This is a genomic window from Enterobacter sp. fkY84-1, assembly GCF_052974705.1.
In genome coordinates this window covers 821,545-842,071 of sequence record NZ_CP169393.1, presented here as the reverse complement: position 1 = coordinate 842,071, position 20,527 = coordinate 821,545, and the positions used below count along the sequence as shown (strand labels likewise).

General features: G+C 58.1%; 16 protein-coding genes. 7 read left to right on the top strand and 9 right to left on the bottom strand.

Translation table 11 applies throughout. The features are described from left to right. Nucleotides 1–102: 102 nt before the first annotated feature. On the bottom strand, nt 103–1,617 hold the full coding sequence (gene dgt, locus ACEPLT_RS03920; RefSeq protein WP_232928446.1) for a dGTPase: 1,515 nt from the start codon (nt 1,615–1,617) through the stop codon (nt 103–105). 82 nt (nt 1,618–1,699) lie between these two features. Between dgt and mtnN the strand changes: the two genes are divergently transcribed. From mtnN to ACEPLT_RS03905, 3 genes are read left to right on the top strand one after another with little or no spacing between them, the layout of a single operon-like run. Further along, nucleotides 1,700–2,398, top strand: a complete 699-nt coding sequence (mtnN, locus tag ACEPLT_RS03915; protein ID WP_008501920.1) for a 5'-methylthioadenosine/S-adenosylhomocysteine nucleosidase — start codon at nt 1,700–1,702, stop codon at nt 2,396–2,398. After that, nucleotides 2,391–3,191, top strand: coding sequence for a vitamin B12 ABC transporter substrate-binding protein BtuF (btuF, locus tag ACEPLT_RS03910; RefSeq protein ID WP_032654734.1), 801 nt, complete (start codon nt 2,391–2,393; stop codon nt 3,189–3,191). Before mtnN ends, btuF begins: the two co-directional genes overlap by 8 nt. A 27-nt stretch (nt 3,192–3,218) precedes the next feature. Next, on the top strand, nt 3,219–3,842 hold the full coding sequence (locus ACEPLT_RS03905; protein ID WP_008501922.1) for a TRIC cation channel family protein: 624 nt from the start codon (nt 3,219–3,221) through the stop codon (nt 3,840–3,842). A 58-nt stretch (nt 3,843–3,900) separates the two neighbouring features. Here ACEPLT_RS03905 and erpA read toward each other — a convergent pair whose 3' ends face one another. Together erpA and clcA are read right to left on the bottom strand one after the other, a co-directional pair. Beyond that, nucleotides 3,901–4,245, bottom strand: a complete 345-nt coding sequence (gene erpA / locus ACEPLT_RS03900) for an iron-sulfur cluster insertion protein ErpA (protein ID WP_008501923.1) — start codon at nt 4,243–4,245, stop codon at nt 3,901–3,903. Between the two features lie 79 nt (nt 4,246–4,324). Next, entirely contained in the window at nt 4,325–5,725 is a 1,401-nt protein-coding gene (clcA, locus tag ACEPLT_RS03895) for a H(+)/Cl(-) exchange transporter ClcA (protein ID WP_021240492.1), read from the bottom strand. Between the two features lie 177 nt (nt 5,726–5,902). Between clcA and hemL the strand changes: the two genes are divergently transcribed. Further along, nucleotides 5,903–7,183, top strand: coding sequence for a glutamate-1-semialdehyde 2,1-aminomutase (hemL, locus tag ACEPLT_RS03890; protein ID WP_008501925.1), 1,281 nt, complete (start codon nt 5,903–5,905; stop codon nt 7,181–7,183). Between the two features lie 84 nt (nt 7,184–7,267). Here hemL and fhuB read toward each other — a convergent pair whose 3' ends face one another. The 6 genes from fhuB to hrpB form a co-directional block, all read right to left on the bottom strand. Next, on the bottom strand, nt 7,268–9,250 hold the full coding sequence (fhuB, locus tag ACEPLT_RS03885; RefSeq protein ID WP_232928448.1) for a Fe(3+)-hydroxamate ABC transporter permease FhuB: 1,983 nt from the start codon (nt 9,248–9,250) through the stop codon (nt 7,268–7,270). Continuing rightward, nucleotides 9,247–10,137: a Fe(3+)-hydroxamate ABC transporter substrate-binding protein FhuD gene (gene fhuD / locus ACEPLT_RS03880; RefSeq protein ID WP_023293241.1), complete on the bottom strand. Its 891-nt coding sequence runs from the start codon at nt 10,135–10,137 to the stop codon at nt 9,247–9,249. Before fhuD ends, fhuB begins: the two co-directional genes overlap by 4 nt. Further along, nucleotides 10,137–10,934, bottom strand: coding sequence for a Fe3+-hydroxamate ABC transporter ATP-binding protein FhuC (fhuC, locus tag ACEPLT_RS03875; RefSeq protein WP_008501928.1), 798 nt, complete (start codon nt 10,932–10,934; stop codon nt 10,137–10,139). Before fhuC ends, fhuD begins: the two co-directional genes overlap by 1 nt. A 50-nt stretch (nt 10,935–10,984) precedes the next feature. Beyond that, on the bottom strand, nt 10,985–13,195 hold the full coding sequence (fhuA, locus tag ACEPLT_RS03870) for a ferrichrome porin FhuA (RefSeq protein ID WP_094944054.1): 2,211 nt from the start codon (nt 13,193–13,195) through the stop codon (nt 10,985–10,987). A gap of 231 nt (nt 13,196–13,426) precedes the next feature. Continuing rightward, entirely contained in the window at nt 13,427–15,952 is a 2,526-nt protein-coding gene (mrcB, locus tag ACEPLT_RS03865) for a bifunctional glycosyl transferase/transpeptidase (RefSeq protein ID WP_008501930.1), read from the bottom strand. 142 nt (nt 15,953–16,094) lie between these two features. After that, nucleotides 16,095–18,524, bottom strand: coding sequence for an ATP-dependent helicase HrpB (gene hrpB / locus ACEPLT_RS03860; protein WP_232928450.1), 2,430 nt, complete (start codon nt 18,522–18,524; stop codon nt 16,095–16,097). A 73-nt stretch (nt 18,525–18,597) separates the two neighbouring features. Here hrpB and thpR point away from each other — a divergent pair, with 73 nt between their 5' ends. The 3 genes from thpR (at nt 18,598) to dksA (ending at nt 20,478) form a co-directional block, all read left to right on the top strand. Further along, nucleotides 18,598–19,152, top strand: coding sequence for an RNA 2',3'-cyclic phosphodiesterase (gene thpR, locus ACEPLT_RS03855; RefSeq protein WP_232928453.1), 555 nt, complete (start codon nt 18,598–18,600; stop codon nt 19,150–19,152). Continuing rightward, entirely contained in the window at nt 19,142–19,846 is a 705-nt protein-coding gene (gene sfsA / locus ACEPLT_RS03850) for a DNA/RNA nuclease SfsA (RefSeq protein ID WP_039265695.1), read from the top strand. The genes thpR and sfsA overlap by 11 nt, the downstream gene beginning before the upstream one ends. A gap of 176 nt (nt 19,847–20,022) precedes the next feature. Beyond that, a complete protein-coding gene (dksA, locus tag ACEPLT_RS03845; RefSeq protein ID WP_001155232.1) occupies nt 20,023–20,478 on the top strand; it encodes an RNA polymerase-binding protein DksA in 456 nt (151 codons plus the stop codon). The last annotated feature ends 49 nt before the right edge of the window (nt 20,479–20,527 follow it).

Here is a 20,527-nt window from a genome sequence, read left to right as displayed (position 1 = left end):
CAAAATTGCTGTGTAACTCAGATTCGTTTTATACCGCTTAGTTCCGGCGATAAGTTTATGGAAAAGGTAAAAATTTATTGGCCGTCTTTACAAAACTCCGGGTTATTCCACCGCCATCAGCTTGCGATATTCATCCCAGGCATACAAATCCGTCATGCCGCTGATATAGTCCTGGATAAGACGGCAGCGATAATAATATTCCATCACCGGCCACTGCGGTGACTGGCGATCCAGCTTGCCAATCGCTTCGACATACGCCAGACGGTGTCGGGTAGAAAGTTTTTGATAAAGTCGTGATTCAATGGGAATACGGCGCACGCGCTCGTGTTCTACCAGCTCGCTGAATTCGTCGACCGACAGCTGGAGCAGCGGAGCATAAATTTCCAGTAACCCACTGATCACCCTATATCCCTGCAGCTCTAACTGTTCGACATCCGGATGGCTGAATACATGCCGCATCGCCACATGTTTATAAAGCTCGAGGAGCTGGCTGAAACTGCTGTCATCTTCCAGCAGGGCGTGGTTGAATTCCCCGCTGAAAATCAGCGGCAAATTATCAATAAAGCGTGACGCCGCGTATGGCACCAGCTTATTTAATGTATTGACCCGCAAATACATAAAGAACTGGTCTTCCGTACTGCGGCTTAATGTATTTGAGCGCGATTTTTCCCAGGCATTTTCGACAACCTGCGCAAACAGCGAGCCTTTTTCATGGGTGCCCCAGGCCGTATAAAGATGCTGATAAAGCTCCTCGACGCTGAAAATTCTTTTCTCAACGGCGTCTTCCAGATCGGCCACGCAATAGGAAATATCATCGGCGGCTTCCATAATCCAGGTCAATGGAAAACGGCCGTTTGGCGTCAATGAAAGTTCTTTACGTAACCGTTCAATATAAGCCTCTTCGGAAAGGTAATAGCCCGGTTTTTTCATTAAATAACTGTGGGACGCGGGCGTCTCCCCCATCCACCACGCGGGGCGCGTATATTTAAGAATGCAGCCGACCTGCGCCCAGGTCAGGTTCATACGCATCAGGGAATGCACCAGCCGGATCCCTTGCGCGTTACCCTCAAAGTGACAGAGGTCCTGGCGCACCTTGCGGCGCAGATCGTTCAACCCCTCTTCCCCTTCACGCAGGCGTAAATCGCTTACGATGCAGCGGTCGTCGCTCAGCGGCTGGCTTACCGCATCCGAAGGATAAAGCCGTTGCTTAAACCAGTCATTGATAGCCGCCTCTCCAAAGTGACCGAAAGGCGGGTTGCCGATGTCATGCATCAGGCAGGCCATCTCAACGATGCTCTCAAAAGGCCCCGTCAGCTCGTCCAGACCATAGGTTTCCAGTAAGCGCTGCTCTTTGAGACGGCTTAAAATCTCTTTGGCGATGTAGCGCCCGACCTGCTGCACCTCCATGGAGTGGGTTAAGCGCGTGCGCACCGCGGCGTTACGCTCCAGCGGAAAGACCTGGGTCTTTTGCTGCAGACGGCGGATGGCGGGCGAGTTAATGATCCGCCCGCGATCGCTTTCGAAGATACGCAGGATCTCATGTTCGCTCTTGTCGCCCTGCGGCGAACGGAAACGTCGGTGCCAGTTAATTTTGGTGCGAAAATCGATTGGTGACATGTGCTCCCCCGCGTGAGAATGCGTTTCCCCTTAACCGCATGATAGACTATGCATCTTAACAAGGCACATCGCGAGTAAATCTATGAAAATCGGCATTATTGGTGCAATGGAAGAAGAAGTTACGCTTCTGCGTGACAAAATTGAGAACCGTCAGACCCTCTCTCTGGGAGGTTGTGAGATCTATACCGGTCAGCTAAACGGTGTTGACGTGGCTCTGCTGAAATCAGGCATCGGTAAAGTCGCTGCGGCGCTGGGTGCCACCCTGCTGCTTGAGCGCTGCAAGCCGGACGTGATCGTGAATACCGGCTCTGCGGGCGGCCTGGCGCCGACGCTGAAAGTGGGTGACATCGTTGTTTCCGACGAAGCGCGCTATCACGATGCGGACGTCACCGCGTTCGGCTACGAGTACGGCCAGCTTCCGGGCTGCCCGGCAGGGTTTAAAGCGGACGACAAACTGATTGCGGCGGCAGAGACCTGCATTGCGGAGCTCAACCTCAACGCGGTACGAGGTCTGATTGTCAGCGGTGATGCGTTCATCAACGGCTCCGTCGGTCTGGCGAAAATCCGTCATAACTTCCCTCAGGCGGTGGCCGTTGAGATGGAAGCGACCGCGATCGCGCACGTTTGCCATAATTTCAACGTACCGTTTGTAGTGGTTCGCGCCATCTCTGACGTGGCAGATCAGCAGTCCCACATCAGCTTCGACGAGTTCCTGACCGTTGCGGCAAAACAGTCCACCGTGATGGTGGAACGCCTGGTGCAGAACCTGGCACGTGGCTAATCATCCCCTCAGGGCGCTGGCCGCCCTGCTTCTGCTCGCACCGGCGTGGCTTTTTGCCGCGCCGCGTGTGATTACCCTCTCTCCCGCCAATACCGAACTGGCGTTTGCCGCCGGGATCACGCCCGTTGGCGTGAGCAGCTTTTCGGATTATCCCCCACAGGCTGCGGGCATTGAACAGGTGGCAACCTGGCAAGGGATGAACCTTGAGCGCATCGTGGCGCTGAAACCGGATCTCGTGCTGGCCTGGCGCGGCGGAAACGCCGAGCGGCAGGTTAACCAGCTTACCTCCCTTGGCATCAAGGTCATGTGGATTGATGCCGTCAGCATTGAGCAGGTCGCTCAGGCGCTACAGGCCCTGGCACCCTATAGCCCTACGCCCAAAAAAGCCGAGGCTGCAGCGAAACAGCTGCTCAGCGACTATGCCGCGCTGAAATCCCGATACGATACCCCTGTTAAAAAGCGCATCTTCCTGCAGTTTGGCAGCCAGCCGCTGTTCACCACCGGAAAAGGGTCGATTCAGAATCAGGTACTGGAAGTCTGTGGCGGTGAAAACATCTTTGCAGCCAGCCGGGTACCGTGGCCTCAGGTAAGCCGTGAGCAGGTTCTGGCGCGCCAGCCACAGGCCATCGTGGTGGTCGGAAATGCGAGCGAAATTCCCAAAATCGAGCAATTCTGGCAAAAGCAGCTAAAAATACCGGTAATACCCCTCAACAGCGACTGGTTTGAACGCGCCAGCCCGCGTATTATCCTCGCCGCAAAACAGCTCTGTGCCGCGCTGGCAGAGAGTCACTAACATAAGACCCTTTTCGAGGATTTAACGATGCTCGTTTATTGGCTGGATATTCTTGGCACAGCCGTTTTTGCTATCTCCGGCGTCCTGCTCGCCGGAAAACTACGCATGGATCCGTTTGGCGTGCTGGTGCTGGGCGTGGTGACCGCCGTGGGCGGCGGGACTATCCGCGATATGGCGCTGGCCAATGGCCCGGTGTTTTGGGTGAAAGATCCAACCGACCTGGTGGTCGCGATGGTCACCTGTCTGTTAACCATTGTGCTGGTTCGCCAGCCCCGTCGATTACCTAAATGGATATTGCCGGTACTGGATGCCGTCGGTCTGGCCGTGTTTGTCGGTATTGGCGTCAATAAGGCGTTTAATGCGGGCACCGGTCCGATGGTGGCGATCTGCATGGGCGTATTAACCGGCGTGGGCGGCGGGATCATTCGCGACATTCTGGCACGTGAGGTGCCGATGATCCTGCGTACTGAAATTTACGCAACGGCCTGTATTGCGGGCGGCATTGTCCACGCGACCGCGTATTACACCTTTGCCATTCCGCTGGAAAACGCCGCGATGCTCGGGATGATCGTGACGCTGGCGATACGTTTAGCGGCGATACGCTGGCACCTGAAGCTGCCGACGTTTGCGCTGGATGAAACTTCAAGATAGGCGTCGTTTATAAGCCCGGTGGCGCTTCGCTTACCGGGCCTACAATCCGCATTCAGGCTTAAATGCTGAACGAAGACCCACACCCGCAGGTGCTTGTTGCGTTCGGGTTGGTCACCACAAAGCGTGAACCTTCCAGACCTTCGGTGTAGTCGACCGAACCACCTACCAGATACTGCAGGCTCATCGGGTCAACCACCAGCGCGACGCCCTGTTTCTCAATGGTCATATCGCCATCGTTAACCTGATCGTCAAAGGTAAAACCGTACTGGAAGCCGCTGCAGCCGCCACCGGTAATATAGACACGCAGTTTCAGATCCGGATTGTCTTCGTCGGCAATCAGGGTTTTCACTTTGTTGGCTGCTGCTTCGGTAAATTCCAGCGGCACAGCTACGTCATCACTCATCTTATGCTCCCATGAATACTGCTATTGGGTAAAATTCACCCAATTCTTTTCGTCATTATCTAATACCCTGGTAATTCATTCAAGTATTCTGCGCGGCGGCCCGCTCCGCCTCTTGTTTTGCCAGGGTACGCGCGAGGATGGTGGAGTATAGCGGTTTTCCACCCAGGAACTGGGCTAATAGTGTCGCCCCGAGACAGGTAATGATCATTGGCAAAATGAGCTGGTAATTGTCCGTCATCTCCAGCACCAGCACGATCCCGGTCAACGGCGCGCGCAGGGAGGCGGCCAGCAGCGCCCCCATTCCGGCTACCGCAAAGGTCCCTGCATCAAGGTGATAGGCGGGAAAGCCCGCTTCAGCCGCCATACCAAACGCGGTGCCCAACAAGGTTCCCAGCGCCAGCATCGGGGCGAATATCCCGCCGGGCGCGCCGGAGGAGAAGCACAGCACCGTAGTGATGACGCGGGAGATAAACATAAACAGCAGCAGACCCACGCTGAAGTTCCCTGCCGCCGCAATGGGGATCAGCCCGAAGCCGCCGCCCGCGGCATTTGGCTCGATAAACCCGAGCACGCCACAGATTCCGCCAAGCAGGCCGCCCATCAGCACCCATTTAGTCGTATTCCCACCGTGAATACGCTGGAACATATCCTGAGCGCGCAGGATAAAGGTGTTAAACAGCGGTCCCACCACGCCAAAAATCATGCCGAGGATCAGGTAAAGCCACAGGGTGTTAACCGGCGCGTTGGTCAGTTTACCCACCTCAATGACCGCCCCTTCGCCATTAAAGAGGCGAAACACAATGCTCGACATAATGACGCCGGTAAACACCGCTTTAATGGAGATCAGGTTGTAGCGAAACTGCGCGCGCATCTCTTCGATGATAAACAAAATGCCCGCCAGCGGCGCGTTAAAGGCCGCCGACAGCCCCGCCGCCGCACCGGTTGCCAGCAGCGTATGGCGCGCTTCGGCGCTGCGCATCCGAAAGAGATCGCCCACCATCCGGCCGACGTTCCCGCCCAGCTGAACCGTGGGTCCTTCCCGGCCAAGAACCATCCCCGCGCCCAGCGTACCCATGCCGCCGATAAATTTCACCGGAATGACTCGCCACCAGCGCACAGGACGCAGCTCCTCCAGCGCCCCTTCAATTTCCGGGATGCCGGACCCGCCCGCCTCCGGCGCAAATTTACGCACCAGAAAATACCCCACCATGGCAAACAGCGCCGACAGCCCGAACGCCGCAACCCAGACCAGCCATCGGCTGTCGGCGAAACCGGCCACGGTTCCCACTCGCCAGTTGAGCACGGCATTAACCGCTTTTTCAAACGCCACGCCCACCAGACCGGCGAGTGTTCCCACCACGGCAGCGGCCAGCAGGATCGCCAGCGGCGTTTTATCGCGATTGAGCAGCCGTCGAATACTGATTCGATGCTGGGCGCGCGTAAACTGTTGTTCTTCAAAAGACGGAGAATCTGATTTCATGTCCTGTACTTATTCGTCATACAAAAAGCCGCGTGGATTTTACCAGAGACAGCCCCACCGTCTCCTGAAAATTACTTAACAAATCTTAAAGCATTACCAGGCTAAAAATTTCATAACCTTCCCCGAATCACTTAGAATAGTGGGCTTAATCATTTTATACGAACCAGGAACGACGCCATGAGCAAGTCTGAAAACCTCTACAGTGCAGCCCGCGAGCTTATTCCGGGTGGCGTGAACTCACCTGTGCGCGCCTTTACCGGCGTGGGCGGCACGCCGCTGTTTATCGAACGTGCTGACGGCGCGTATCTGTATGATGTCGATGGCAAAGCCTATATCGATTACGTCGGCTCCTGGGGCCCGATGGTGCTTGGTCACAACCACCCGGCCATTCGTAACGCCGTGATTGAAGCCGCCCAGCGCGGCCTGAGCTTCGGTGCGCCTACCGAAATGGAAGTGAAGATGGCGGAACTGGTCACCGAGCTGGTCCCGACCATGGATATGGTGCGCATGGTGAACTCCGGCACCGAAGCGACCATGAGCGCCATCCGCCTGGCGCGCGGTTTTACCGGCCGCGATAAAATCATCAAGTTCGAAGGCTGCTACCACGGCCACGCGGACTGCCTGCTGGTGAAAGCGGGTTCCGGCGCGCTGACGCTCGGCCAGCCAAACTCGCCTGGCGTACCTGCGGATTTCGCGAAGCATACCCTGACCTGCACCTATAACGATCTGAACACCGTTCGCGCGGCGTTCGAGCAGTATCCGCAGGAGATCGCCTGCATCATCGTTGAGCCAGTTGCGGGCAACATGAACTGTATCCCACCGCAGCCTGACTTCCTGCCGGGCCTGCGCGCCCTGTGCGATGAGTTCGGCGCGCTGCTGATCATCGACGAAGTGATGACCGGCTTCCGCGTGGCGCTGGCGGGCGCCCAGTCTTATTACGGCGTGGAGCCGGACCTCACCTGTCTGGGTAAAATCATCGGCGGCGGCATGCCGGTCGGCGCGTTCGGTGGACGTAAGGACGTCATGGAAGCGCTGGCTCCAACCGGCCCGGTTTACCAGGCGGGCACGCTCTCCGGTAACCCTATCGCCATGGCGGCGGGCTTTGCCTGCCTGACCGAAGTGGCGCAGCCAGGTATTCACGAAACCCTGACCGACCGGACCACGCAGCTGGCAAACGGCCTGCTGGAAGCGGCAGAAGAGGCCGGCATTCCGCTGGTGGTTAACCACGTAGGCGGGATGTTCGGGATTTTCTTCACCGAGGCGAAAACCGTGACCCGCTATCAGGACGTGGTGAAGTGCGACGTTGAACGCTTCAAGCGCTTCTTCCACCTGATGCTGGAAGAAGGCGTCTACCTGGCACCCTCAGCATTCGAGGCGGGCTTTATGTCCGTGGCGCACAGCGAAGAAGATATCAACAACACCATCGACGCGGCGCGTAAGGTGTTTGCGAAACTGTAAGGGCATTGCCGGGTGGTGCTAACGCTTACCCGGCCTACGGTGTTCTCCCTCTCCCCGTGGGAGAGGGCATCAAGCCGCACCTGATTACCGACTCTGCTTTCTCAACAGATAAATAAAATACGGCGCACCAATAAAGGTCGACAGCAGCCCCGCCGGGATCTGATACGGGAACAGCACCATTCTTCCGCACCAGTCTGCAAACACCAGCATCACCCCACCCGTGAGGGCCGACATGACGATATGCGGCATCGTCCGGCGGAACCCCATCATTCTGGCGATATGCGGCGCCATTAACCCCACAAAACTCAGCGGGCCAATCGTCATGGTGGCCGTCGCCGTCAGGCACGCGGCGAGCAGCAACAGCGCTACACGCGCTGGCGTCAGCGCCATTCCCACCGCACGTGCGGTTTCCCCGCCGAGCGGCAGAATAGTCAGCCAGCGTCGGCACAGCGGCACCATCGCCAGCAGCACGACCATCACGATCCCGGACCCGATCGCCTGGCTGCCGGTCGCGCCGTACGTTGAGCCGGATATCCAGGTCAGGATCTTCGCCATACGCGGGTCGCCGCTTGCCTGCAGCATCATCAGCAGCATGGTGAACGCGGTGCTGAGCGCCATCCCCGCCAGCAGCATACGGTGCGGTGAAAACCCGCCGCGACCGGCGGCAATCAGGATAATCAGCAGCGTAACCGCCGCCCCGAGACTGCCGGCAGGCATCAGCCAGCCAAACGCATTGCCCGGCACAAAGAACAGCATCAGCACCACGCCAAAGGCGGCGCCAGAGCTGATCCCAAGCACTTCCGGGCTCGCCATCGGGTTGCCGGTCAGACGCTGAATAATGCACCCCGCCACCGCCAGCATTACCCCTGCGATCAGCGCAGCAAAGATACGCGGCCAGCGCCACTGCAGCAGGTCGTTGAGTAAATCGCCCGCTGCCCAGTGCCAGCCCGCGGCATCGCGACCGAATGAGAGCGCCGCGAACGAGGCAATAATCAGCACCGCCAGCCCGGCAAGGCTAAACCACAGTACCGACTGACGTTCAGCATGGACTTTATCGCCCGCATCCATCGCCGGTGCGCTCATGCTGCGCAGACGCGGCAGCAGCCAAAGCAGCAGCGGCGCACCGATAAGCGCCGTGACCGAGCCGGTAGAGACTTCCCGCCACACCCGCGCCAGCCAGAGAATAAGCTGATCGGAAAGCCAGAGGATCAGCGCCCCAATCAGCGAGGCCAGCAGCAGACGCGCCAGCAAACGGCGCGCCCCAAGCATTTTCGCCAGCAGCGGCGCAAACAGGCCGATAAACCCGATGATGCCAACCGCATTCACCAGCAGGGCGCTCAATACAATCGCCAGCGTCAGCGCCGCCAGTCGAGCCAGCGACAGCGCCAGCCCCAGGTTACGCGCCACGCCATCATCCAGTCCCATCAGCGTCAGGGGACGCAGGAGCAGCAGCGTCAGCACGACACCGCCAGCCAGCTGCGGCCACAGGCGCAGCACAACGCTCCAGTCGGTTTGGGTGAGCGTACCGGTACTCCACAGGAACATGCTTTGCAGCCGATCGTGGTGGAACAGCACCAGCAGCTGGTTAATCGCGCCACAGTAGAGGCTCACCACCAGCCCGGCCAGAATGAGCGTCACAGGGGAAAGGCGTTTGCCCCAGGCCACGCCAAAGACCAGTGCGCCCACCACACACGCCCCCGCGAGTGCCGCAAACTGCGAGGTTAACGCTCCCGGCAGCGCCCACAGCGTGGTGATAGTGATCCCAAGCTGTGCCCCGGTCGCGACGCCGAGCGTGGTTGGCTCCGCCAGCGGGTTACGTAACACCTGCTGGAACAGCACGCCCACCAGCCCTAAACCGGCACCGACTAAAAGGGAGATTGCCAGACGCGGCAGCAGGCTGTAGTGGAACAGCATCTGCTGAATATTGTCGATATCCGGCGAGGCCAGCGCGGCTCCCCATTGCGCGCGCGGTAACGCGGCAGAGAGGTTGAACCCGGTTAACGCCAGCGCGGCAAGAAAAATCAGCATCAGCAGAAGCGCCGGGAAACGGGCAATACGCGTACTCATGCTTTACCTCCCAGGGCGTTATCCAGCACGCGGGCAAAATGCATCGCCGACAGCGTCGCGCCGTAGAACCAGACCGCCGGAGCGCGCTGGAAGCGCCGCTCGCGCACAAACGGCATCGCCTGCCAGAGCGGGGTCGCCATCAGGGTTTGCATGTCGCGCTCGTTGCCGTGATCGAAGCACAGCACATCCACATCGCGAAACGCCGCGAGGCGATCGATACCCACAGCGGTACTGCCCCAGAACGTCATCTCCCCTTCCCAGGCGTTGCGAATGCCGAAGCTGTCCAGCACCTCCTGGAACAGGCAGTTTTTACCAAAGACCAGCATATGGCGGGCATCCAGCAGCGTCACCATCAGCAGCGGACGATCGCCCCGGTGAGCAAAACGCGGCTTCAGGGAGTCGATCAGGGCATCAAATTCGTCGAGATGCCGTTTGGCCTCCGCTTCCCGGTTAAGGAAATGCGCCATCTCGCCAATCGAATTTTTCGCTACGGCCAGCGGTTTTTTACCGTCGCTGAAAGCGAATCCACGCCCGGGTGCAATGCGCGCCATCACCTCTTCTGACGGACCGTAGCCCGCGGACCAGAACAGGAACGAGGGTTTCATCTGGGTGAGCAGCTCGAGGTTTGGCTCCGTACGCAGGCCGACGTCGATCACCGAGTCCGGCAGCTTCGGCTCGTTCACCCAGAGGTTATAGTTGGGAATGTCCGCGACGCCGTAGGGCGTAACGCCGAGCGCCATCATCAGCTCGACCGGCAACCACTCCAGCGCCACTATGCGGTGCGGATCGACGGCGGCGGCACGCGCCGTATTCATTTTTAACAGCAGCGGTGAGAGGGCCATCGCCGTCAGCAGGCGACGGCGGCTAATGCGCATGTTGTCCAGCATCAGTACACGAAGCTCACCGGTGCAGCCCCGGCCGGGTGAGGCAGAATACCCATCGGAATACCATAAATCTGTTCCAGCGTTTCGCTGCGCATCAGCTCGGACGGCGTTCCCTGCGCAATCATTTCGCCGCCGCGCAGCGCAACAAGGTAATCACAGTAGCGTGCCGCCATGTTGATATCATGCAGCACCGCAATCACCGTCAGACCGCGCTGCTGGCTCAAGCGGTGCACCAGCGCCAGAACATCGACCTGATGGGCGATATCAAGTGCGGAGGTGGGTTCGTCGAGGAGCAGGCAGCGGCTGTCCTGGGCCACCAGCATTGCAATCCACGCGCGCTGGCGTTCACCGCCGGACAGGCTATCCACCAGACGGTGCGCCAGCGGCTTAAGCCCGACCAGCGCAATCGCCTCTTCCACTTTCTCTCTGTCGGCCACGCCAAAGCGTCCAAGCGCGCCATGCCACGGATAACGCCCAATCGCCACCAGTTCTCGCACCGTCATCCCCTCCGCCTGCGGCAGCTGCTGCGGCAGATACGCCACTTTGCGCGCAAAGGCTTTACTGCTCCAGCTCTCCAGCGGTTGGTCATCCAGCAGGATGTCGCCTTCTGACGGCGGCTGATGTCGTCCCAGCATCTTGAGCAGCGTGGACTTACCGGAACCGTTGTGACCAATCAGGCCTGTGACTTTACCTGCGGGAAACGTCAAAGAGAGCGGATGCAGCAAGGTGCGCCCGGGTACGCGAAAGGAGAGATGGTTGAGCGTAAAGGTGGTGTCGGGTTGCGTTTGATTATCCTGCATATCAGCCAACTTAAATAAAAAGGGCACGGCGAACCGTGCCCGAAGAGAGATTAGAAGCGGAAGGTCGCGGTAGCAACAACCTGACGTCCTGCTCCCCAGTAGCAGGCATATTCGCTGTAGCAGCTGGAGACGTATTCGCGATCGAAGATGTTATTCACGTTGACGCCGACAGAAGAGCCGGGAAGTCCAAAGCGTGCCAGATCGTATTTCACGGTGGCATCCGCCAGGGCATAGCCCGCGACGTTGAACGACTGGTAGGCTTTTGGCGACGAAGCAGAGTAATAGGACACGGTGTTACCGATGTAACGGGTGCCAGCCCCTACCGTCAGACCGCTCAACGCCGTCTCGTGGAAGGTATAATCTGCCCACAGAGACGCCATATTGCGCGGCACCTCCGCCGGACGACGGCCTTCATACCAGGTATCGTGCGTGTATTTGGCATCAGTAAAGCTATAGGAAGCCGTCACGTTCACGTTGGCAGAGACGGCAGCTTTCGCTTCCAGTTCGAAACCGCGAGAGCGAATTTCACCGCCCTGCACGCTAAAGCCGCTGGTCGGGTTCGCCGGATCGGCCGTCAGGTTGTTGTTTTTGGTTAACTGATAAACAGCAGCCGTGACCACAACAGGCAGGTCTTTCGGTACGTACTTCACGCCCGCTTCATACTGCTTGCCGCGTGCAGGATCGAACGGTTTGCCGCCCTGAGTGGTACCCGAAATCGGTTCGAACGATTCGCTATAGCTGAAATAAGGCGTGATGCCGTTGTCGAACAGGTAGTTAATCCCGCCGCGCCACGTGAATGCCTGATCGTTGATTTCCGCGGTAGTACCGGTTGTACGCGTCAGTGCTGAGGTTTTCGCAAAGTCATAGCGGCCACCCATTGTGAGTACCCACTTATCCCATTCAGCCTGATCCTGCGCATAAAGGCCGGTTTGTTCCTGACGGTTGAGCACTTTGTAAAGGTAGTAAACGTCGACATTTGGATTGCCGTACGCAGGCTTCGTCATACTGATGGGATCGGCCGTGCCGTAGTCAGCATCAATATCATTACGCATGCGGAGGTAATCAACGCCCGTCAACAGGGTATGATCCACTGCACCCGTCGCGAATTTGGACTGAAGCTGAGTATCAACGGTAAACGAGTTGAGGTCCTCATCGGAGCGCACATACGCGCGGCTGATCTGAGCCGGTGCAATATAGCCGTTACCGTAGACGGAACGGTAAAGCGTATTGATTTTGGTGTAGCGCAGGTTTTGACGCACGGTAAAGGTGTCATCAAACTGATGCGAGAAGCTGTAACCCACCATTTTCTGACGACGGGAGATCTTGTTATCTTCTTCACCTTCGTTGAAATCGGTCGGCAGCTTGTGTGCTTTGCCGTTGGCATCGTAGTAAGGCACAACGGTACCTTCCCGCGGCAGCCAGCCGTAATAGCCTGCATCCGGATCGCTCTGGAAGTTGCTCAGGAAAGTAAAATCGGTTTTATCGTCAGGACGCCAGCTGAAAGCAGGTGCAATGGCGTAGCGGGAAGATTTCACCATCTCCTGCTGCGCATTTTCGCTGCGCCCCAGACCGGTCAGACGGTATGACCACACGCCGTCATCATCAATCGCATCGCTGAAATCAAACCCGGTCTGCCACAGGTTATCGGTACCCATTTTGAACTGAATTTCTTTCAGTGGCTCGGTGGTTGGGCGCTTGCTGACCATGCTGACCACGCCGCCCGGGTGGCTTTTACCGTACAGAACGGACGTTGGGCCACGCAGCAGCTCGACGCGCTCAAGGAAATACGGATCCATAGACGCTTCAGAATAGTTATCTCCCTGCAGCTTCATCCCGTCCAGATACTGGTTAGTATTCACGGTGCTGGAGGTGGTGAACCCACGAATAGAAACAACGTCATACGTTGTAGACGCCCCGCGTGTTGCGAACACGCTCGGCGTATAGGCCAGCGACTGTTTAACCGTCCCCGGCTGCTTCATGTCCATCTCCTCACGGGTGACGACAGAAATAGACTGCGGGGTTTTCTCAATCGGGGTATCGGTCTTGGTCGCGGTGGCGGTGCGTTTAGCCGCAATCGTGGGTGCCGGTCCCCAGGCACTTTCCTGTGCCGCAGGTGCTGCGGTTACCGTAATGGTTTCTTCTTTTTTCGGGGTTTCGGCAGCATGTGTATAAGCCGACATGCCGGCAACCGCTGTGGCGACGACGACCGCGATTTTACGCAGCGACGTATTGATTGGCTGAGCAGTATTGGAAAGCGCCATGGTGTATCTCTGATGGAAAAGTGAATGATAACGTAAACGAGAATTATTATTATGACCGCAGCATAATAGGCGAAACGCTGACTGCATAGCAAGCAGTAAGCGGCCCTACGAGAATTAAGGGTTTAAGAAATAACCAGGAGAGAACGAAGGGTTAATCAATATTAAAAAGAGGGTTAAAAAAAGGGGGGGAATGGGTAAAAAAATCCCCCCTTGCGGGGGGACCTCACGCGGTTAGTTACCGCCGAACATATCTTTAATCCAGCCTGCGACACCATCGCTGTCTTTCTTCTCGTTCTGCTGCTGCGGCTGTTGCTGCTGCGGCTGCTGTGGCTGAGAAGACTGCTCAAACGGGTTACCCGTTGGCTGTTCTGGCTGGCTTTGCTGGCACAGGGAATCCGGGTTGGTTGTCCAGACCGGCAGAGTACGCATTCCGCCGCCGCAGACGAAGTTACCGGAACTGTCCACGCCCATATCGACGATATCTTCCGGCGCAACCAGGTTCAGCGGCACCGGGGACTGATTCGCCAGATAGCGCTGGTAAATCGACATCGCCCCGCTCGCGCCGTACAGTTTCGTCGGCTGGTTGTTGTCGCGGCCTACCCAGGTGATCACCACTTCACGACCATCAATACCGGCAAACCAGGTATCAACGTTGTTGTTGGTGGTCCCGGTTTTACCCGCCAGATGCAGGCCCGGATACTTCGCTCCCAGCTGACGGCCGGTACCGCGCTGCACCACCTGCTGCATCGTCCACAGCGTCATATAGGCCGCCTGCGCAGGAACGGCACGTTCCGCCTGCGGGAAGCTCTGATACAGCACGGAGCCATCTTCGGCAATCACCGAACGCAGAGCGGAGAGCGGCGCGCGGTTACCGCCGCTGGCGATCGTCTGGAACGCCTGCGCCACTTCGATCGGCGTCAGGTTGAGCGCCCCCAGGATCATCGCCGGTACCGGGTGCAGCTGATCTTTCGCCACGCCCAGCTTCTGCCAGGTATCGACAATCGCTGGCAGACCCAGCGACATGCCCAGGTTCACCGTCGGCACGTTCATGGAGCGCGTCAACGCATCCACCAGCATCACCTGACCGCTAAACTGCTTGTCGTCGTTCTGCGGTGACCACACCTGGCCGTTAGGCTGGCGCAGGGAGATCGGCGCATCCGCAATCCAGGTATTGAGACGATACTGGTTTGGCTGACTCAGGGCAGTGAGATAGGTTGCCGGTTTTGCCAGAGAGCCGATCGAGCGACGCGCCTGCATGGCACGGTTATAGCCAGCAAACTGCGGCTCGGCACCGCCCACCATCGCACGAACTTCGCCGGAGTTACGGTCAACCACCACCATCGCGGTTTCAAGATCGGAGAGCTTACGCTGTTTCTTCAGCGCCGGAATGCCTTCCACCGCCGCTTTTTCTGCCGCATCCTGCGCCACGGAGTCAAAGGTCGTAAAGATCTTCACGCCGGAGAGGTCTTTCACCTTATCGCCAAGCTTGCTCTGCAGCTCCTGACGCACCAGCTGCATAAACGCAGGCTGAGGCGAGATCACCCCACCGCGCGGCTGCACGCCGAGCGGACGCGCGCTCAACATGTCGTACAGCTCCTGGTCAATCACCTGCTGCTGTTGCAGCAGACGCAGAACGAGGTTACGACGCTCCAGCGCCAGTTTCGGGTTACGCCACGGGTTATAAATGGATGCCCCTTTCACCATGCCCACCAGCAGCGCCTGCTGGTCCAGACTCAGCTCTTCGACCGGACGACCAAAGTAGTACAGGCTCGCCAGCGGGAAGCCGCGGATTTCGTTGTCGCCGCTCTGACCGAGGTACACCTCGTTCATATACAGCTCAAGGATACGATCCTTGCTGTAGCGTGCATCCATCAGCACGGCCATATACGCTTCGTTCGCTTTACGCCAGTAAGAGCGCTCGCTGGAGAGAAACAGGTTCTTCACCAGCTGCTGGGTCAGCGTACTTGCCCCCTGCACGGTACGGCCCGCGGTCAGGTTCGCCAGGACCGCACGGCCAATCGAGTAGAGGCTGATGCCGTCATGCTCGTAGAAGTGGCGGTCTTCGGTTGCCAGCAGGGTATCAACCAGCAGATCCGGGAAGCCGTTACGCGCCACGAACAGACGCTGTTCGCCGTTCGCCGACGAGAGCATGGTGATCAGGCGGGGATCGAGACGGAAGAAACCGAACTGACGGTTGTTATCCATGTTCTCGATGGTATCCAGACGATCGCCGTCAAAGGTCAGACGCGCGCGCACCTGACCCTCTTTGCTGTCCGGGAAATCAAACGGACGGCGGATCATCTCAATGCTGTTGGCCTGCACGGTAAATTCGCCAGGGCGCGTCATTTTTGACACCTGACGATACTGGGTGGCTTCCAGCAGTTTTACCATTTCGTTTTTCGTGATGGACATATCTGGCTCAAGGTTCACCATACGGCCATACACTGCCGCAGGTAACTGCCAGACTTTACCGTCGATACGGCTGCGGATCTTCTGATCCAGATAGACGCCGTAAATTGCCATCAGCACAACAAAAACAATAAAGAGCTTCAGCAGCAGCCAGAACCAGCCGCGTTTGCCCCGAGGCTTGCGCCCTTTGCCTTTCCCTTTACGCGGCATCGGTTCTTCATCCTCATCATCGTCTTCATAGTCATCGTCATAGTCCTCATCTCTGAGGCGACGACGGCTTACCTTTTCTTTCGCCGGACGCGTTGGTCTTCCCTTACGTCCTATTGGCTCGCGGTCATTCCCCGCCATGCTTTTTCTCCGCAACTTTCAGGCGCAAAGGCCCGATTCTCTTTTCTTCCACCGGTCTGTGAAAGAAGAAATCTCTCAAAATTAGTTCTCCCTCTCCCTGTGGGAGAGGGCCGGGGTGAGGGCATCAGGCCGCACATCCCTATCAGGAATACTTCTTCGTCCGCTTCGTCGGCGCCGTATTCGCCGGATCGTCCGGCCAGACGTGTTTGGGGTACCGCCCTTTCATCTCTTTTTGCACGTCACGGTAGCTCCCCGCCCAGAACGCCCCCAAATCGCGAGTGATCTGCAAGGGTCGATGCGCAGGCGACAGCAGTTCAAGCACCAACGGCACGCGCCCTTCAGCGATAGACGGCGTGGTTGCCTCACCAAACATCTCCTGCATTCGAACCGCCAGCGCCGGCGGATTATCCTCATGATAACGGATGGCAATCCGGCTTCCGGTCGGCACAGTGTAATGCCCTGGCAGTTCACTATCCAGACGTTGACGCAATGACCAGTCCAGTAAATTCTGTAACGCGACCTTAACATCAAGCGCTTTCAGCGCCCGCAGGGAGTGTACGCCGCTCATCTGCGGCAGTAGCCAGGTCTCCAGCGACGCGAGTAACGTTTCGTCATCCACCGCTGGCCAGGCGTACTCCGGCAACCAGCGAGCGGCGCAGTGCAGGCGAATGCGGTACTGCTCAGCCTCCGGTGTCCAGTTCAGCACGCTCAGCCCTTTTTCCCGAATGCCGTTCAGCATAGCCTGATGGAGCTCGTCTTCCGACGGCTTCGCCAGCGGCTTCGTTCCGAGTGTCAGTTTGCCAATCTGGCTACGACGAAACGCCTTCAGCGTGCCCTGGGCGTCATCCCACTCGACGATGTCCGATTGCTGGAGCAGATGCGGACAGGTACGGGTCAGGGCGTCAATATCGACGGCAATCGCCTGCAGGATACGCGCATCCGGGGAGTTGCTCCCCTGCAGCAGGAGCGGCGCAATCAGCCACTCATGACGCGTCAGGGCATCATCACTGTCCAGCATCGCCCCCATGCCGTTTGCCAGCTGGTAGCGACCGTCCAGCCCGCGCCGACGCGCAATCCGGTCCGGAAACGCCTGCGCTAACAGCCGGGAGATGCTCTCACTGTCTGGCACGCCGCCGCGGCTGTTAAGCCGCTTACAGAGCTGCTGCGCCCGCTGCTGCCAGTTCCCCTGATTGCGCGAAAACGCCTGCCCCAGATCGCTGCTGCCTCCGCGCGGCGGCTCCTCAAGGATAGCCGCCAGTTTGGCTGCCGTGGCAATCTCATCTTCCCCCTGCGCGGCCACCAGCATCGCGGCCAGACGCGGATCGTTGCCCAGTGCCGCCATTTTCTGGCCGCGTACCGTCAGACGTTCGCCTTCCAGCGCACCAAGCTGGGTCAACAGGTTGCGCGCAGCGGTGAGGTTCACGGCTGGCGGGGAATCAAGCCAGGTAAGCTGTCCAGGATCCGGGCAGCCCCACTGCAGCAGATCCATTACCAGGCCAGACAAATCGCTTTGTAGAATTTCCGGTGTGCTTTGCTGCGCCGCGCGTTCCGCCTGCTCTGCGCTGGTCAAATGCAGGCAGATACCCGGCTCAAGTCGCCCCGCGCGGCCCGCGCGCTGCACCATTGATGCCTGGCTGATGCGCTGCGTCAGGAGTTTAGTCAGCCCGGTGCGCGGGTCAAAGCTTGCCACCCTCTCCTGCGCGCTATCGACCACCAGGCGGATACCTTCGATGGTCAAACTGGTTTCAGCAATATTGGTTGCCAGTACCACCTTGCGCTGTCCAACCGGGGCAGGAAGGATAGCTTTACGCTGCTCCTGCAGCGACAGCGCGCCGTAGAGCGGGCAGAGCAGTACATCACCGCCTACGCGAGAGGAAAGCTGCTCCTGCACGCGCTGGATCTCCCCGACGCCCGGCAAAAACAGCAGCAGCGAGCCGGGTTCCTGACGCAGCAGTTCTGCGGTGGCAATGGCGACCGCTTCGTCAAAACGCTGATGGGAGGGAAGCGGTTGATAGCGGCGTTCAACTGGAAACGCCCGCCCTTCAGAGCTGATGACCGGCGCATCGGGTAACGCCTGCCGTAGCCGCGCATTGTCCAGCGTGGCCGACATTATCAGCAGCCGGAGATCGTCACGCAGTCCCTGCTGAACGTCCAGCAACAGCGCGAGGGCCAGATCCGCCTGCAGGCTGCGCTCGTGAAATTCATCCAGGATCACCAGCCCGACGCCGGTGAGCTCCGGATCGTTTTGCAGCATGCGGGTGAGAATGCCCTCGGTGACCACCTCAAGGCGCGTTGTCGGACCCACGCAGGCCTCGGCGCGCATCCTGTACCCTACCGTTTCGCCCGGTTTTTCATTCAGCAGTTCCGCGAGGCGCTGCGCTACGTTGCGTGCGGCCAGCCTGCGCGGCTCCAGCAGGATAATTTTCCCGCTGATACTGCCCTCTCTCAGGATCTGTAGCGGCAGCCAGGTGGACTTACCCGCCCCCGTCGGGGCATTCAGCAAAACCTGCGGGGAATGGCGTAAGGCAGCGAGAAGGTCAGGAAGAACAACGGCGACCGGCAATGAGGACACTAACAGCTCCAGAGGGTTAACATTCGTCGGCGTACATTGTAGCATCGGCGCATATCATTACCGAGTCCTCCGTATGCCTGAGTCGAAACGGCTGTTTTTTGCCATTGAATTGCCCACCCCCTTACAGCGTCAAATTGTTCGCTGGCGCGCTGACCACTTCCCGCCGGAGGCCGGTCGCCCTGTCGCGGCGGCCAACCTGCACCTGACGCTGTCCTTTTTGGGCGACGTCAGTGCCGAAAAACAGCGGGCGTTAGCCGCAATGGCCGGGCGTATTACCCAGCCGGAATTTACGCTACACCTCGACGACGCGGGTCAGTGGCTGCGTTCGCGCGTGGTCTGGCTGGGGACGCGCCAGCCTCCGCGCGGATTATTGCAGCTGGCGAGCATGCTGCGCGCGCAGGCGGCGCGCAGCGGCTGTTATCAAAGCCCACAGCCGTTTCATCCGCACATTACCCTGCTGCGCGATGCCGGTCAGGCCGTTGCCATCCCGCCGCCAGGTTTTCACTGGGCCTTTCCGGTCAACACATTCGCGCTTTATGAATCCGTCTTTGCACAGGGACGCACCCGCTATACGCCGCTACAGCGCTGGACGCTGGGCAACACCGAAAGGAACTCTGATGAAGTTTAGTCCTCCCCTGCAGCACGCTACGCTTATCCAACGCTACAAACGCTTCCTCGCCGATGTGATCACGCCTGAAGGCGAACCGCTCACCCTGCACTGCCCCAATACCGGTGCCATGACGGGATGCGCGACGCCGGGTGACAGGGTCTGGTATTCCACATCAGAAAATACTAAACGCAAATATGCCCATACCTGGGAAATGACCGAAACCCAGAACGGGGCATTTATTTGCGTTAATACCCTGCGCGCCAATCAACTGGTTAAGGAAGCGCTGACTCATGGCGTAATTCCCGAACTGGTCGGTTATGGCACGCATAAAAGCGAAGTGAAATATGGCGATGAAGGCAGCAGAATTGACTTCATGTTACAGGCGGAAGACAGGCCGGAGTGCTATATTGAAGTGAAATCAGTGACGTTAGCGGAACAGGAAAATGGCTACTTCCCGGATGCGGTAACGCTACGTGGCCAGAAGCATCTGCGAGAGCTAATGAGTGTTGCGGCGGCGGGCAAACGCGCCGTATTGCTGTTTGCGGTATTGCATTCAGCCATTGAACGTTTCTCCCCTGCCCGCCATATTGATCCTAAATACGCGCAATTGTTGAATGAGGCACAAAAGCAGGGGGTAGAGGTTTTCGCTTATAAAGCGGAACTTTCTGCCGATAATATGACTCTGAGATCCTCTCTTCCCATTGTCTTATAAGGGATTAGACGATTGACTATTAAGTGTTCTGGCCGCGTGCGCAAATACGCTTTTCCTCACAGGCTTGTCAAGTGTTACGTTTAGATAATTGCCATACGGAAAAGCATCTGCTATTTATAGCGACCTGATTTTTCCCCCAACACGGGGATCGATAGTGCGTGTTAAGGAGAAGCAACATGCAAGAAGGGCAAAACCGTAAAACATCGTCCCTGAGTATTCTCGCCATCGCTGGGGTGGAGCCGTATCAAGAGAAACCGGGCGAAGAGTATATGAACGAAGCCCAGCTGTCGCACTTCAAGCGTATTCTTGAAGCATGGCGTAATCAACTCAGGGATGAAGTCGATCGCACCGTTACTCATATGCAGGATGAAGCTGCTAACTTCCCGGATCCGGTAGACCGTGCCGCTCAGGAAGAAGAGTTCAGCCTCGAACTGCGTAACCGTGACCGCGAACGCAAACTGATCAAAAAGATCGAGAAAACGCTGAAAAAAGTCGAAGACGAAGATTTTGGCTACTGCGAATCCTGCGGTGTTGAAATTGGCATTCGTCGCCTGGAAGCGCGTCCAACCGCCGATCTGTGCATCGACTGCAAAACGCTGGCCGAAATCCGCGAAAAACAGATGGCCGGTTAACACCAGCGCTGTTTACACACTCCAAAGGCGGGAGTCTCTCCCGCCTTGT